General features: G+C 59.7%; 12 protein-coding genes, 1 tRNA gene and 1 pseudogene. All 14 read left to right on the top strand.

Going from position 1 to position 16,036, the window contains the following annotated elements; translation table 11 throughout:
- Nucleotides 1-479: pseudogene (locus tag V0U79_RS13555) on the top strand (TonB-dependent receptor plug domain-containing protein); the annotation flags it as partial.
- A 152-nt stretch (nucleotides 480-631) separates the two neighbouring features.
- Nucleotides 632-707, top strand: a tRNA-Trp gene (locus V0U79_RS13550).
- A 43-nt stretch (nucleotides 708-750) separates the two neighbouring features.
- Nucleotides 751-1,008 carry a preprotein translocase subunit SecE gene (secE, locus tag V0U79_RS13545; RefSeq protein WP_330200046.1) on the top strand — a complete coding sequence of 86 codons (258 nt, stop codon included), beginning with the start codon at nucleotides 751-753 and terminating at the stop codon, nucleotides 1,006-1,008.
- A gap of 14 nt (nucleotides 1,009-1,022) precedes the next feature.
- Nucleotides 1,023-1,556, top strand: coding sequence for a transcription termination/antitermination protein NusG (gene nusG / locus V0U79_RS13540; protein WP_330200045.1), 534 nt, complete (start codon nucleotides 1,023-1,025; stop codon nucleotides 1,554-1,556).
- An 82-nt stretch (nucleotides 1,557-1,638) separates the two neighbouring features.
- Nucleotides 1,639-2,070 (top strand): 50S ribosomal protein L11, encoded by a 432-nt coding sequence (rplK, locus tag V0U79_RS13535; RefSeq protein ID WP_330200044.1) that lies wholly within the window; start codon nucleotides 1,639-1,641, stop codon nucleotides 2,068-2,070.
- A 5-nt stretch (nucleotides 2,071-2,075) separates the two neighbouring features.
- Complete coding sequence (gene rplA / locus V0U79_RS13530) at nucleotides 2,076-2,786, top strand: 50S ribosomal protein L1 (protein ID WP_330200043.1); 711 nt, start codon at nucleotides 2,076-2,078, stop codon at nucleotides 2,784-2,786.
- 305 nt (nucleotides 2,787-3,091) lie between these two features.
- Entirely contained in the window at nucleotides 3,092-3,604 is a 513-nt protein-coding gene (rplJ, locus tag V0U79_RS13525) for a 50S ribosomal protein L10 (protein WP_330200042.1), read from the top strand.
- Nucleotides 3,605-3,658: 54 nt separating this feature from the next.
- Nucleotides 3,659-4,039, top strand: a complete 381-nt coding sequence (gene rplL, locus V0U79_RS13520; RefSeq protein WP_330200041.1) for a 50S ribosomal protein L7/L12 — start codon at nucleotides 3,659-3,661, stop codon at nucleotides 4,037-4,039.
- A 229-nt stretch (nucleotides 4,040-4,268) separates the two neighbouring features.
- Nucleotides 4,269-8,348, top strand: coding sequence for a DNA-directed RNA polymerase subunit beta (rpoB, locus tag V0U79_RS13515; RefSeq protein WP_330200040.1), 4,080 nt, complete (start codon nucleotides 4,269-4,271; stop codon nucleotides 8,346-8,348).
- Between the two features lie 64 nt (nucleotides 8,349-8,412).
- Nucleotides 8,413-12,636 carry a DNA-directed RNA polymerase subunit beta' gene (gene rpoC, locus V0U79_RS13510; protein ID WP_330200039.1) on the top strand — a complete coding sequence of 1,408 codons (4,224 nt, stop codon included), beginning with the start codon at nucleotides 8,413-8,415 and terminating at the stop codon, nucleotides 12,634-12,636.
- Between the two features lie 296 nt (nucleotides 12,637-12,932).
- Entirely contained in the window at nucleotides 12,933-13,304 is a 372-nt protein-coding gene (rpsL, locus tag V0U79_RS13505; RefSeq protein WP_144254309.1) for a 30S ribosomal protein S12, read from the top strand.
- 12 nt (nucleotides 13,305-13,316) lie between these two features.
- Nucleotides 13,317-13,787, top strand: coding sequence for a 30S ribosomal protein S7 (rpsG, locus tag V0U79_RS13500; RefSeq protein ID WP_330200038.1), 471 nt, complete (start codon nucleotides 13,317-13,319; stop codon nucleotides 13,785-13,787).
- A gap of 36 nt (nucleotides 13,788-13,823) precedes the next feature.
- Nucleotides 13,824-15,899: an elongation factor G gene (fusA, locus tag V0U79_RS13495; protein WP_330200037.1), complete on the top strand. Its 2,076-nt coding sequence runs from the start codon at nucleotides 13,824-13,826 to the stop codon at nucleotides 15,897-15,899.
- A 43-nt stretch (nucleotides 15,900-15,942) separates the two neighbouring features.
- On the top strand, nucleotides 15,943-16,036 hold a 94-nt coding region (locus V0U79_RS13490), incomplete at its 3' end, for a GTP-binding protein (RefSeq protein WP_273020513.1).

Raw genomic sequence — 16,036 nt, 5'->3', positions numbered from 1 at the left:
CGACCTTCGACATCTTCAACACGAACGCTCAGTTCGTGGCGGGTATCGACGTGACGTATCTGGAAAGCTTTGCTTACCAGGTCCTGCCGGGCGGTGCGGTGTTTGAATACGCCGGCACCTTCGCTCAGGATCCGTTCACGACGACTCCGGCTGCGTTCCCGGAAATCTCTGCCCTGCTGCGCATGGGTATCGTTTCCGACAACTGGCAGTTCAACTATGTTGGCCGTTACATCGACGAAGTCACCGACTTCTCGTCGAACCCGGCGAACCTGTCGAACAATGCAGAGCGTGTGATGTATCATGACGTCCAGGCTGCTTACGACTTCGTCGATAGCGGTGTTGGCCTGACCTTCGGTGTGCGGAACCTCGCTAATGAGACCCCGCCGTATGTCTCCAACAATGACGACATGAACACCATCAACCAGACCTATGACACGGCTGGCCGTTACTTCTACGGCCGGATCACGGTTCGCCGTTAATCGGCAACCGGTCATAGACCAGATGTGCGGCGGGCTTCGGCCCGCCGCATTTTTTTGCAGAAGGCTGTTTGCAAACAGCCGAACAGCGTGTAGAAGCCGACGCTTCGAAGCACGGCTGTGAAGTCCGGGCGCGGTCCTCTGCGCTCTATCGAAGGGGTGTAGCTCAGCTGGTAGAGCATCGGTCTCCAAAACCGAGGGTCGGGGGTTCGAGTCCCTCCGCCCCTGCCATCGACGGACTAGCGTTAGCGGTGAAACGGATTAAATAACGATAATGGCCAAGACGATCGGCAAAAATACGCCTGCTAAGCAGACAGAAGCTCCGGCGCCCAAGAAGAAGCGGACGAACCCGTTCCAGTTCTTCCAGCAGGTGCGTCAGGAGGCTCGCAAGGTTACCTGGACATCGCGTCAGGAAACCATCATCTCCACCATCATGGTGCTGGTGATGGCCGGCCTTGCATCCCTGTTTTTCTTCGCGGTCGATTCCGGGATTTCCTTCCTGGTGACGTTCGTCCTGCGGCTTGGCGCTTAGGGGAGCCGACAGCAATGGCTGCCAGATGGTATATTGTTCACGCCTATTCCAACTTCGAGAAGAAGGTGGCCGAGGCGATCAGGATTGAAGCGGCCCAGCAAGGTCTGGAAGCCTGCTTCGAGGAAATTCTCGTGCCGACCGAAGAGGTCGTCGAGGTGCGCAAGGGGCGCAAGGTCCAGTCCGAACGCAAATACTTCCCGGGTTACGTCCTGGTGAAGATGGACATGACGGATGCTGCCTACCACCTCGTGAAGAATACGCCGAAAGTAACGGGTTTCCTGGGGTCGGGTAACAAGCCGATGCCGGTGTCCGAGACCGAGGTGAAAAGAATTCTGGGCCAGATGGAAGAGGATGCCGAGCGTCCGATGCCGACGGTCCATTACGATGTTGGTGAGACGGTTCGTGTCACCGATGGCCACTTCCAGAGCTTCAATGGCATCGTGGAGGAAGTGGACGAGGAGAACGCCCGCCTGAAAGTGGCGATCAATATCTTCGGCCGGGCCACGCCGGTCGAGCTCGATTATGGCCAGGTCGAAAAAGCAGCCTGATCAGTGAACATCCGAATGCGGGAGGTTCCGGGAAGTCCATTCCGGCACCGCACCGCGTTCTCCCTAACCAGGAGTAAGGGAAATGGCGAAGAAGATTGCAGGCTATATCAAGCTGCAAGTACCGGCCGGGGCGGCTAACCCGTCTCCGCCGATCGGTCCTGCGCTGGGTCAGCGCGGGGTCAACATCATGGAGTTCTGCAAGGCGTTTAACGCCAAGACGCAAGAGATGGAAAAAGGGATGCCGATCCCGACCATCATCACCGTCTTCCAGGACAAGTCCTTCACCTTCGAAACGAAGACGCCGCCGGCCAGCTTCTATCTGAAGAAGGCTGCCAAGATCCAGAAGGGTTCTGGCACGGCGGGTTCGGCTGCCCCGATCGCGAAAGTGACCATGGCGCAGTGCCGCGAGATCGCCGAGGCAAAAATGCCCGATCTCAACGCAATCGATCTTGATCAGGCGACGAAGATCATCGCCGGCTCGGCCCGTTCGATGGGCCTGGATGTGGTGGAGTAGAGACCATGGCTAAAGTTGCTAAACGTATTGGCGCTGCGCGGTCTGCTGTTGATCGCGACAAGCTGCACACGGTTACCGAAGCGGTTGCACTGGTGAAGTCCAATGCGACGGCCAAGTTCGACGAAACCATCGAGATCGCGATCAATCTGAATGTTGATCCGCGTCACGCTGACCAGATGGTCCGCGGTGTCTGCAACCTTCCGAACGGTACGGGCCGCTCGGTCCGCGTGGCGGTTTTCGCCAAGGGTCCGAAGGCGGAAGAGGCCAAGAAGGCCGGTGCCGACGTGGTGGGCGCTGAAGACCTGATGGAAGAAGTGCAGGGCGGCCGGATGGACTTTGACAAGGTCATCGCCACTCCGGACATGATGCCGCTGGTCGGCCGTCTGGGTAAGGTTCTGGGCCCGCGCGGCCTGATGCCGAACCCGAAGGTCGGTACGGTGACGATGGATGTCACCAAGGCGGTCGAGGATTCCAAGGGCGGTGCTGTCGAGTTCCGTGTCGAGAAGGCAGGCATTGTCCATGCCGGCGTCGGCAAGGCGAGCTTCACGGCCAAGGCGCTTGAAGAGAATGTCCAGGCGGTTCTGGACGCGATCGTCAAGGCCAAGCCGTCCGGTGCCAAAGGTACCTATCTGAAGAAAATCGCGATCAGCTCCACCATGGGGCCGGGCGTGAAAATCGACACTTCCGAAGCCAGCGCGGCAGCGCCGGCGGCTTAGGGGTTGTCAAACACGAGTTCCGGTGGTTAACACCGCCGGTCTGGCCGGGGGCGGCATGGTGCCAAGCCCGGCCAACCTGTCCGAGATCGCAGGGGATGGACATTCCGGTCCGTCTTAATTCCGCAAGGGCCCTGAGTGAGACAGAGCAAGAATTCAACGCCTCGCCCTGGCGGTGGTGTTGGTTCAGGCCCTGGGACAGGAATGCGCTTTGCCGGCGCGTTCCGACCCGATGAACGGGAAGGACGCTCGGCATGGCGTTTTTTCCGGGCGTTTCATGGGGAAGCGTCCTAACAGGGAGACCGCAAATGGATCGTATGACCAAGGAAGCCTCCGTTGAAGAGCTCAAGGGCATCTTCTCGAGCGGTTCCGTGGTCATTGCCCACTACAAGGGCATGACCGTTGCGGAAATGACGGCGCTGCGCGCCAAGCTCCGGGAAACCGGTGGCACCTTCAAGGTGGTGCGCAATCGTCTCGCCAAGATCGCTCTCAAGGGCAAAGGCGCTGAAGGCGCTTCGGAGTATTTCAACGGTCCCGTCGGGATCGCCTTCTCCGAAGACTTCACCGCGGCGCCCAAGGCAGCGGTCGACTATGCCAAGGGTAACGACAAGTTCGCAATCCTGGGTGGCTTCATGGAAGAGGAAGTTCTCGACGCCAAGGGCGTAGAGGCTCTCTCCAAGATGCCGTCCCGCGAAGAGCTTATCGCGACCGCAGTGGCCCGTCTTCTGGGTCAGGCTGGCGAAGTCGTCTCGCGGATCACGGCTCCGGGCAACACGCTCGCCGGCCAGATCCAGGTTATCGGCGAAAAAGCCGAAGCCTGAGGCACGTCATTCTCCGCTTTCGAACCAACACGACTTATCAAGGACTGAAATCAAATGGCTGATGTAGCTAAACTTGCTGAAGAACTCCTGGGCCTGACCATTCTGGAAGCCAAGGAACTCAACGACATCCTGGAAGAAAAAGGCATCAAGCCGGCGGCAGCTGCCGTGGCTGTTGCTGGTCCGGCTGCTGGCGGCGACGCTGGCGGTGCTGCGGCTGACGACAAGGACGAATTCGACGTCATCCTCGTTGCAGCTGGCGACAAGAAGATCAACGTGATCAAGGAAGTCCGTGGCATCACGGGCCTGGGCCTGAAAGAAGCCAAGGATCTCGTCGAAGCTGGCGGCAAAGCCGTCAAGGAAGGCGCTCCGAAGGCCGAGGCCGAAGAGATCAAGAAGAAGCTCGAAGAGGCTGGTGCCACTGTTGAGCTGAAATAAGGTCTGCGTTGCAGATCTGACAGGGATTCAGGCGGGCGCACGGGGTAATTCCGTGCGTCCGTCTACCCGTCCCTGAAACAGAATTTGCCAATGACAGCCAGCCTGCGCTGTCACTGGCGGTGGCGCTTGTCCCCGGTTTTCCGGGCGGCAGGCAAAGCAGGCAACCGCTGCCCTTCCGGGCGCGGATTTGGGTCACACGAGCGCAGCAATCGCTGCGAAGGGAGCCGACATGGGTCTGTCGTTCACCGGTAAAAAGCGCATTCGCAAATCTTTCGGCGAAATTCCTGAAACCGTTCCGATGCCGAACCTGATCGAGGTGCAGAAAAGCTCCTATGATCAGTTTCTCATGAAGGACGTTCCGGCTGCGGAGCGCGGAGATGAGGGCCTGCAGGCCGTTTTCAAATCAGTCTTTCCGGTCAAGGATTTCTCGGAGCGGGCTGTCCTCGATTTTGTTTCCTACGAGTTCGAGCCGCCAAAATTCGATGTTGAGGAATGTGAGCAGCGCGATCTGACTTATGCAGCGCCGCTGAAGGTCAAGATGCGCCTGGTGGTGTTTGATGTCGACGAGGACACCGGCGCCCGTTCCGTGAAGGACATCAAGGAGCAGGACGTCTATATGGGCGATATCCCGCTCATGACGGATAAGGGCACATTCATCGTCAACGGTACCGAGCGCGTGATCGTATCCCAGATGCACCGTTCGCCGGGCGTTTTCTTCGATCATGACCGTGGCAAGACCCATGCCTCGGGCAAATTCCTGTTTGCCGCCCGCATTATCCCTTACCGTGGCTCTTGGCTGGACTTCGAGTTTGACGCCAAGGACATCGTTCACATGCGCCTCGACCGCCGCCGGAAACTGCCGGCGACGACGCTGCTCTATGCGCTGGGAATGGACCGTGAGGAAATCCTGGCGACCTTCTACGACCGGATCTCGATCAAGGCGGTCAAGGGCGGTTGGGCCATACCTTATGTGAAGGAACGCTGGCGGGGCGTGAAGCCGTCATTCGACCTGGTCGACGCCAAGTCGGGCGAGGTCGTGGCGCCGGCCGGCAAGAAGCTGGCCGCGCGGACGGCGAACAAGCTGGCCGACGATGGCCTGAAAGATATCCTGCTGAGCGATGAAGGCCTGATGGGCCGTTTCGTGGCCGAGGATATCGTCAATGTGAAAACCGGCGAGATCTATGCCGAAGCTGGCGACGAGATCACTGAAGAGGTGATCGAGGCGCTGCGCGAGCAAAAGGTCAAAGCGCTGGAAATCCTGGACATCGACAACCAGACCAAAGGACCATACGTCCAGCAGACCCTGTCGGCTGACAAGAATGATACGCGCGACCAGGCTCTGGTCGACATCTACCGCGTGATGCGTCCGGGCGAACCGCCGACGCCGGAAACGGCCGAGGCCATGTTCCAGGGCCTGTTCTTCGATTCCGAGCGCTATGATCTGTCCGCGGTTGGCCGCGTGAAGATGAATATGCGCCTCGATCTGGATGCGCCGGATGACATGCGTGTTCTGCGCAAGGAAGACATTCTGGCGGTTCTGCGGACCCTGGTGGGTCTGCGCGATGGCCGTGGCGAAATCGATGATATCGACAATCTGGGCAATCGCCGCCTGCGTTCGGTCGGCGAACTGATGGAAAACCAGTACCGCATCGGCCTGCTGCGCATGGAACGGGCGATCAAGGAGCGGATGAGCTCGGTCGATATCGAGACCGTGATGCCGCATGACCTGGTCAACGCCAAGCCGGCCGCGGCCGCTGTCCGCGAATTCTTCGGCTCCTCGCAGCTGTCGCAATTCATGGACCAGACCAACCCGCTGTCGGAAGTCACCCACAAGCGCCGTCTTTCGGCTCTTGGACCGGGCGGCCTGACCCGTGAACGTGCCGGTTTTGAAGTCCGCGACGTGCACCCGACCCACTATGGCCGGATCTGCCCGATCGAAACGCCGGAAGGCCCGAATATCGGCCTGATCAACTCGCTGTCGACCTATGCTCGCGTCAACAAGTACGGTTTCATCGAGAGCCCGTATCGCCGCGTCGAGAATGGCAAGCTGACGGACGAGGTTCACTACCTCTCGGCCATGCAGGAAGCCCGCTTCAACATCGCGCAGGCGAATGCGACGGTGAATGACAAGGGCCAGCTGGACAATGAGTTCGTCAACTGCCGGGTCGGCCCGGGTCGTGACGCGACGCTGATCCCGCGGGAAGACGTTGATTATATTGACGTTTCTCCGAAGCAGGTGGTGTCTGTCGCGGCCGCTCTCATTCCGTTCCTGGAAAATGACGACGCCAACCGCGCCCTGATGGGCTCGAACATGCAGCGTCAGGCCGTGCCGCTCCTGCAGGCGGAAGCGCCGCTGGTCGGTACCGGTATGGAAGACGTTGTCGCCCGCGACTCGGGTGCTGCCATTGCGGCGCGCCGCGACGGTGTGGTCGAGCAGGTTGACGCCACGCGTATCGTGGTTCGCGCAACCGGCGATGTGGATGCCGCCCAGTCGGGTGTCGATATCTACCGTCTGTCAAAGTTCCAGCGCTCCAACCAGTCGACCTGTATCAACCAGCGTCCGATCGTGAAAGTCGGCGACGAGGTGCGGGCAGGGGACATCATTGCTGATGGCCCGTCGACCGATCTCGGTGAGCTGGCGCTTGGCAAGAATGTGCTCGTCGCCTTCATGCCGTGGAATGGCTACAACTTCGAGGATTCGATCCTGATTTCCGAGCGCATTGTGCGCGACGACGTCTTTACCTCCATTCACCTGGAGGAATTCGAGATCATGGCCCGCGATACAAAGCTGGGCCCGGAAGAAATCACCCGCGATATCCCGAATGTCGGTGAGGAAGCCCTGCGCAATCTGGACGAAGCCGGCATCGTGTCGGTGGGTGCCGAGGTTGAGGCTGGCGATATCCTGGTCGGCAAGGTGACGCCGAAGGGTGAAAGCCCGATGACGCCGGAAGAAAAGCTTCTGCGTGCCATCTTCGGTGAAAAGGCATCTGACGTTCGCGATACCTCGCTGCGTCTGCCGCCGGGAACGACCGGTACGGTCGTCGAGGTCCGCGTCTTCAACCGTCATGGTGTCGACAAGGACCAGCGTGCAATCGCGATCGAGCGGGAAGAAATCGAGCGTCTGGGCAAGGACCGGGACGACGAGCTCGCCATTCTCGAGCGCAACATCTATTCGCGTCTGGCCGATATCCTGCTGGGCAAGAAGGCAACGTCCGGTCCCAAGGGCTTCAAAAAGGGTGAAGTCACCCAAGAGGGTCTTGACGACCAGCCGCGTAGCCAATGGTGGAAGATCGCCATTGATGACGAAAAGGCGATGGGCGAGGTCGAAGCGCTGAAGAAGCAGTACGACGATTCCAAGGCGCGGCTTGATCGCCGCTTCGAGGACAAGGTCGACAAGCTTCAGCGTGGCGATGAAATGCCGCCGGGCGTGATGAAGATGGTCAAGGTCTTTGTGGCCGTGAAGCGCAAGCTTCAACCGGGCGACAAGATGGCCGGACGTCACGGCAACAAGGGTGTTATCTCCAAGATCGCTCCGATCGAGGACATGCCCTATCTGGAAGACGGTACGCCGGTTGATCTGGTTCTGAACCCGCTGGGCGTGCCTTCGCGGATGAATGTCGGCCAGATTCTGGAAACCCATCTGGGCTTTGCCTGTAAGGGCCTCGGCCGCCAGATTGGCGAGCTGTATGAAGCCTACAAGCGTGACGGCAAGACCAAGGACCTGAAAGCCAAGCTGACGGAAGTCTATGGCAAGGATCAGGAGCTGCCGAAAGCGGAAGAGGAACTGGTCGAGCTGGGCCGCAATCTGGCCAATGGTGTGCCGATAGCAACGCCGGTGTTCGATGGTGCCCGTGAAACGGATATCGTTGATCACCTGTCGATGGCCGGTATTCACGAATCCGGTCAGTCGACGCTCTATGATGGCCGTACTGGCGAGAAGTTCCGCCGTCCGGTCACGGTCGGCATCAAGCACCTTCTGAAGCTGCACCATTTGGTCGACGACAAGATCCACGCCCGTTCGATTGGCCCGTACAGCCTCGTTACCCAGCAGCCGCTGGGTGGTAAGGCCCAGTTCGGTGGCCAGCGCTTCGGCGAAATGGAAGTCTGGGCTCTGGAAGCTTACGGCGCCGCCTACACCCTGCAGGAAATGCTGACGGTGAAGTCGGATGACGTGGCTGGCCGGACCAAGGTCTACGAGGCGATTGTCCGCGGCGATGACACGTTTGAAGCCGGTGTTCCGGAAAGCTTCAACGTGCTGGTCAAGGAAATGCGTTCGCTGGGCCTGAATGTCGAGCTGAAGAACGAGTAAGTACAATCTCACGCGGCGGAGCCTGCCAGCTCCGCCGTTCACTCCCCTCTGAGGAGACGGCAACATGAACCACGAGGTCATGAACATCTTCAACCCGGCCGCCGAAGGCCCGTCCTTCGACCGGATCCGGATCTCGCTGGCCAGCCCGGAGAAAATCCGTTCCTGGTCCTATGGCGAAGTGAAGAAGCCCGAGACCATCAACTACCGGACCTTCAAGCCGGAGCGCGACGGCCTGTTCTGTGCGCGTATCTTTGGTCCGACCAAGGACTATGAGTGCCTGTGCGGCAAGTACAAGCGCATCAAGTTCAAGGGTATCACCTGTGAGAAGTGCGGCGTGGAAGTCACGCTCGCACGGGTTCGCCGTGAGCGCATGGGCCATATCGAGCTGGCCGCGCCGGTGGCTCACATCTGGTTCCTGAAGTCACTGCCGTCCCGCATTGCCATGATCCTCGACATGGCGCTGAAGGATGTGGAACGCGTTCTCTACTTTGAACAATTCCTGGTCACCGAGCCGGGCCTGACACCGCTCCAGCCCTTCCAGCTTCTCACTGAAGAAGAATACATGGATGCGCAGGACGAATATGGCGAAGACGCCTTCACCGCCGGAATTGGCGCTGAAGCGATCCGTGACGTTCTGGCCAATATGGACCTTGAGGCCGTTGCCGAACAGGTTCGCGAGGACATCAAGGAAACCGGATCCGAATTGAAGCTGAAGAAGCTGGTCAAGCGTCTGAAACTTCTGGAAAACTTCATCACATCGGGCAATCGTCCGGAGTGGATGATCCTGACGGTCGTGCCGGTCATTCCGCCGGAACTGCGTCCGCTGGTCCCGCTGGATGGCGGCCGTTTCGCGACGTCCGACCTGAACGATCTCTACCGCCGGGTCATTAACCGTAACAACCGCCTGAAGCGCCTGATCGAGCTGCGCGCGCCGGACATCATCATCCGTAACGAAAAGCGGATGCTGCAGGAATCCGTCGACGCCCTGTTCGACAATGGCCGCCGTGGCCGCGTCATCACCGGGACCAACAAGCGTCCGCTGAAGTCGCTGTCCGACATGCTGAAGGGCAAGCAGGGCCGGTTCCGTCAGAACCTGCTCGGCAAGCGCGTCGACTATTCCGGCCGTTCTGTGATCGTGGTTGGTCCGGAACTGAAGCTGCACGAATGCGGCCTGCCGAAGAAGATGGCGCTGGAGCTGTTCAAGCCTTTCATTTACGCGCGCCTTGACGCGAAAGGCCTGTCCGGCACGGTCAAGCAATCCAAGAAGCTGGTCGAGAAGGAGCGCCCGGAAGTCTGGGACGTGCTTGATGAAGTGATCCGTGAACACCCGGTTCTCCTGAACCGGGCGCCGACGCTTCACCGCCTGGGCATCCAGGCGTTCGAGCCGAAGCTGATCGAAGGCAAGGCCATCCAGCTGCACCCGCTGGTTTGCGCTGCGTTCAACGCTGACTTCGACGGTGACCAGATGGCCGTTCACGTGCCGCTGTCGCTGGAAGCCCAGCTGGAAGCGCGCGTGCTGATGATGTCGACGAACAACATCCTGTCGCCGGCCAATGGCAAGCCGATCATCGTGCCGTCGCAGGATATCGTGCTGGGTCTCTACTACCTGTCCGTGGACAAGGAAGATGAGCCGGGCAACGGCACAGCGTTCGCGACCATGGCCGAAATGGAAGCCGCTCTGGAAGCTGGCGTGATTACGCTGCACTCCAAGATCTCGATGCGCTACGACACGGTCGACGAGAAGGGTGAGCCGGTTCGTCTGCGTCTGGAAACCACGCCGGGCCGGATGATGATCATCGACAAGCTGCCCAAGCATGAGCGCGTGTCCTGGACCATCGCCAACGAGCTGATGACCAAGAAGGCCATCGGCGGCATGATCGATGAGGTCTATCGTCACTGTGGTCAGAAGGCGACGGTCATCTTCGCCGACCAGATCATGGCGCTGGGTTTCCGCGAGGCCTGCAAGGCCGGTATTTCGTTCGGCAAGGACGACATGCTGATCCCGGAAGCCAAGGCAACGCTGGTCAACGAGACCCGCAGCCTGGTGGCCGAATACGAACAGCAATATGTCGACGGTCTGATCACCCGCGGTGAGAAATACAACAAGGTCGTCGATGCCTGGGCGAAATGTACCGACCGCGTGGCTGACGCCATGATGGACGAGATTGCCGCGCCTTACGAACAGGACGGCAAGATGGAAGTGAACTCCGTCTACATGATGGCTCACTCCGGCGCCCGGGGATCGAAAAACCAGATGAAGCAGCTGGCGGGTATGCGCGGCCTGATGGCCAAGCCGTCCGGCGAAATCATCGAGACGCCGATCGTTTCGAACTTCAAGGAAGGTCTGACCGTTCTTGAATACTTCAACTCGACGCACGGTGCGCGTAAGGGCCTGGCCGATACCGCTCTGAAGACCGCCAACTCGGGTTATTTGACCCGCCGTCTGGTCGATGTCGCTCAGGACTGCATCGTGTCCGAACCGGATTGCGGCACCAATGCCGGCATCAACATGGAAGCCGTCATCGACGGTGGTGATGTTGTTGTCTCGCTGGGCCAACGCGTTCTGGGCCGCCATGCCGCCGATGATGCCAAGGGCGAAAATGGCGAAGTGGTGATCAAGGCGGGCGATTTCCTCGACGAGGAAAAGATCGCCGAGCTCGAGGCCGCCGGTGTCCAGTCCATCAAGGTTCGTTCGCCGCTGACCTGCGAGACGCGGATCGGCGTTTGCGGCACCTGCTATGGCCGTGACCTGGCTCGCGGTACGCCGGTGAATATCGGTGAAGCCGTCGGCGTAATCGCTGCCCAGTCGATCGGTGAGCCGGGTACCCAGCTGACCATGCGGACCTTCCACATTGGCGGTACCGCCCAGGTCTCCGAGCAATCGGTGATCGAGGCGACCCGCGAAGGCAAGCTCGAATTCGAAAACCGTGCGACGGTGAAGAATGACGAGGGCGCTTACATCGTCATGGCCCGCAACATGATGCTGAAGATCGTCGACAAGGACGGCAAGGTGCTCGAATCGCACAAGCTGACCTACGGCGCGAAGTTGCATTTCGACGAAGGCAAGTCCGTGAAGCGCGGCGACCGCCTGGCCGAATGGGACCCGTACACGACCCCGATCGTGACGGAAACCGGCGGCACGGTGAAGCTGATCGACATGATCGACGGCGTTTCCGTGAAAGAAGAAGCCGACGAAGCCACGGGCATCTCGTCCAAGGTGGTCATCGACTGGCGTTCGGCACCCAAGGGCGCCAGCCTGCAGCCGATGGTCGTTGTCCAGGACAAGAATGGCGAGCCGGTGAAGTTCGAGAACGGTACGACTGCCAGCTACATGCTGGCCGTGGGCGCCATTCTCTCGGTGGCGGATGGCGATACGGTGAAGCCGGGCGACGTGATCGCACGGATCCCGACCGAAGGCGCCAAGACGCGGGACATCACCGGTGGTCTGCCGCGGGTGGCCGAGCTTTTCGAAGCCCGCCGTCCTAAGGATCACGCCGTGATTGCCGACATTACCGGCCGCGTCGAGTTTGGACGCGACTACAAGAACAAGCGCCGTATCTCGATCGTTCCCGAGGATGATCCGGAAGCGAAGGTTGATTACCTGGTACCGAAGGGCAAGCACCTCTCGGTCCAGGAAGGCGACATCATCCAGAAAGGTGAGTACCTGCTGGATGGTCACCCGGCTCCGCATGACATCCTGTCGATCCTGGGCACCGAGGCGCTGGCCGATTACCTGGTTTCGGAAATCCAGGAGGTCTATCGACTCCAGGGCGTGCCGATCAACGACAAGCACATCGAGGTGATTGTTCGCCAGATGCTGCAGAAGATCGAGATCAGCGATCCGGGCGACACCAACTGGTTGCCGGGTGAGCAGGTCGACAAGATCGAGTTCCTGGAAACCAATGACGAGCTGGTGAAGGCCAAGAAGAAGCCGGCCGAAGGTGGCCCGGTCCTTCTGGGTATCACCAAGGCGTCGCTGCAGACCCGCTCCTTCATCTCCGCGGCCTCCTTCCAGGAGACCACGCGGGTGCTGACCGAAGCGGCTGTCCAGGGCAAGGTCGATACGCTGGAAGGCCTGAAAGAGAACGTCATTGTGGGCCGCTTGATTCCGGCAGGAACCGGCGGTGGCATGCGGCGTTACCAGTCGCTGGCCGACAAGCTTGATGCCGACATGCTGGAAGAGCGCAAGAAAGCAGCCGCAGAAGCTGCCGAAGCGCTTCCGGCCGAGATTGCTGAGGCCGCAGAGGCTGAAGCAGCCGAGGATGCGGCGAGCGACGCTGAAGCCTGAACTGGCAGTAAGCGTTAAAATTCAAAGGGCTGCCGGTTGCTCCGGCGGCCCTTTTTATTGCGGGCCACATGTCCCGCAAAAATCCGTATGAGGCGCTTGACCTTTGGAAATCGCGCGCATAGGTTCCGCGCCTGTTTTTCGGGGGCGAGCCGTAGGCACCAAAGGCCTATACGTCGTCCGAAAATACGGAATTAGATCAATGGATCGGCGGGCGAAGCGAGATGGCTTGGCACCGTCGGCTTTCATGCGTTCACACCGGCAACGGCATGGGCGCGCAGAGAACGGACAGAGGCGGTATGCCGACGATTAACCAGCTTATCCGCAAGCCGCGGAAAGACAAACCGAAGCGCAACAAGGTGCCGGCCCTGCAGGCTTGCCCGCAGCGGCGCGGTGTGTGCACGCGCGTTTACACCACCACACCGAAGAAGCCGAACTCGGCCTTGCGGAAAGTGGCCAAGGTTCGCCTGACCAATGGCTATGAAGTGGTGAGCTACATTCCGGGTGAAGGCCATAACCTTCAGGAGCACTCCGTGGTCCTGATTCGGGGTGGCCGGGTGAAAGACCTTCCGGGTGTCCGTTACCACATCCTGCGCGGCGTTCTGGATACCCAGGGCGTCAAGGACCGCCGTCAACGCCGTTCCAAATACGGCGCCAAGCGGCCGAAGTAGGAGAGACCAGAGATGTCACGTCGCCACCGCGCAGAAAAACGCGAGATTCTTCCCGACCCGAAATTCGGTGACAAGGATCTTACCAAGTTCATGAATTACCTGATGCTCGACGGCAAGAAGTCCGCCGCCGAGTCCATCGTTTACGGTGCTCTGGAGCTCGTTGAGGGAAAGCTGAAGCGTCAGCCGGTCTCCGTGTTCCACGAAGCCCTGGAAAACGTGTCTCCGGACGTTGAGGTCCGCTCCCGCCGTGTGGGTGGTGCGACCTACCAGGTTCCGGTCGAAGTTCGCGCCGAGCGCAAGAAAGCCCTGGCCATCCGTTGGCTGGTGGCAGCTGCCCGTGCGCGCAACGAGAACACGATGCGTGAGCGCCTGGCCGGCGAGCTGATGGATGCGTCCGCGAATCGCGGTACCGCGATCAAGAAGCGCGAAGACACGCACCGCATGGCGGAAGCCAACCGCGCCTTCTCTCACTACCGTTGGTAAACTAACACCCAGCCGACCTCCCCAAGGACGACAGACATGGCCCGCACCCACAAGATCGAAGACTATCGTAACTTCGGTATCATGGCGCACATCGACGCCGGCAAGACCACGACGACCGAGCGTATTCTCTATTACACCGGCAAGAGCCACAAGATCGGTGAAGTTCATGATGGCGCGGCCACCATGGACTGGATGGAGCAAGAGCAGGAACGCGGCATCACGATTACGTCGGCCGCGACGACCGCTTTCTGGAAAGACAAGCGCCTGAACATCATCGACACGCCCGGACACGTGGACTTCACGATTGAAGTCGAGCGTTCGCTGCGCGTGCTGGACGGTGCTGTTGCCCTGCTGGACGCCAATGCCGGTGTTGAGCCGCAAACCGAAACGGTGTGGCGTCAGGCCGAGAAGTACAAAGTCCCGCGTATGTTCTTCGTGAACAAGATGGACAAGATCGGTGCCGACTTCTACCGCTCGGTGGAAATGATGGTCGAGCGCCTCGGTTGTACTCCGCTGGCGATCCAGCTGCCGATCGGTTCGGAAAACGACTTCAAGGGCGTGATCGACCTGATCAAGATGAAGGCCATCGTCTGGGACGATGAGAGCCTGGGTGCGACCTTCACCGAGGAAGAGATTCCGGCTGATCTGGCCGACAAGGCTGCCGAATGGCGCGAGAAAATGATCGAGACGGCTGTCGAGATCGACGAAGCTGCCATGGAAGCCTATCTGGAAGGCGAAGAGCCGTCTGTGGAAACGCTCAAGAAGCTGATCCGCAAGGGCACGATCAATCTCGATTTCCATCCGGTGCTGTGCGGCACGGCTTTCAAGAACAAGGGTGTGCAGCCGCTGCTGGACGCTGTGGTCGATTTCCTGCCGAGCCCGATTGAGGTGCCGTCCATTAAAGGTATCGACGCCAAGACCGAGCAGGAAACCACGCGCAAATCGTCTGACGACGAGCCACTTTCCATGCTCGCCTTCAAGATCATGAACGACCCGTTCGTCGGTTCTCTGACCTTCTGCCGCATTTATTCGGGCAAGCTGGAAACCGGTATTTCCCTGCTGAATACGGTGAAGGAAAAGAAAGAGCGCATTGGCCGGATGCTGCAAATGCACTCCAACAGCCGTGAAGACATCAAGGAAGCCTTCGCCGGTGACATTGTTGCCATTGCGGGTCTGAAAGATACCACGACGGGCGACACGCTTTGCGACCCGATGAAGCCGGTGATTCTGGAACGCATGGAGTTCCCGGATCCGGTGATCGAGATTGCTGTTGAGCCGAAGTCGAAAGCTGACCAGGAAAAGCTGGGCATCGGCCTGCAAAAGCTGGCCGCCGAGGATCCGTCCTTCCGCGTCTCGACCGACGAGGAATCGGGTCAGACCATCATGGCCGGCATGGGTGAATTGCACCTCGACATTCTGGTTGACCGCCTGAAGCGCGAATTCAAGGTCGAGGCCAATATCGGTCAGCCGCAGGTGGCTTACCGCGAGACCCTCGGCCAGACGGCTGAAATCACCTACACGCACAAGAAGCAGTCGGGTGGTTCGGGCCAGTTCGCCGAAGTGAAGATCATCTTCGAACCGCGCGAGCCGGGCGAAGGCTTCGAGTTCGAATCGAAGATCGTTGGTGGTTCGGTGCCGAAGGAATACATTCCGGGCGTCGAAAAGGGCATTCGCTCTGTCATGGAAGGCGGCCTGCTGGCTGGCTTCCCGGTCATCGATTTCAAGGCCACGCTGATTGACGGCAAGTTCCACGATGTCGACTCCAGCGTGCTGGCGTTCGAGATCGCGGCCCGTGCAGCCTTCCGCGAGGTCAAGGGGCCGGCGAAGATGAAGCTGCTGGAACCGATCATGAAGGTCGAGGTTGTGACCCCGGATGAATACACCGGCTCGGTCATCGGCGACCTGAACTCCCGCCGCGGTCAGATCCGCGACCAGGAGATGCGGGGCAACGCCACCGTCGTGAACGCGATGGTGCCGCTGGCCAACATGTTCGGCTATGTGAATGCGCTGCGTTCGTCCACTCAGGGCCGCGCGCAGTTCACCATGCAATTCGACCATTATGAGCCCGTGCCGCAGGCCGTGGCTGATGAAGTCATCGCGAAGATCGCCTAACCGGCCCTTCGCTTGGGATTAACACGAGACTTGGAGCAGAGAGATGGCCAAGGAGAAGTTTGAGCGGACTAAGCCGCACGCGAACATTGGCACGATTGGTCACGTTGACCACGGCAAGACGACTTTGACGGCAGCGA

Origin of the sequence: Hyphobacterium lacteum, from assembly GCF_036330345.1 — a bacterium.
Classification (GTDB): domain Bacteria; phylum Pseudomonadota; class Alphaproteobacteria; order Caulobacterales; family Maricaulaceae; genus Hyphobacterium; species Hyphobacterium lacteum.
This window is presented reverse-complemented; position numbering and strand designations above follow the sequence as displayed.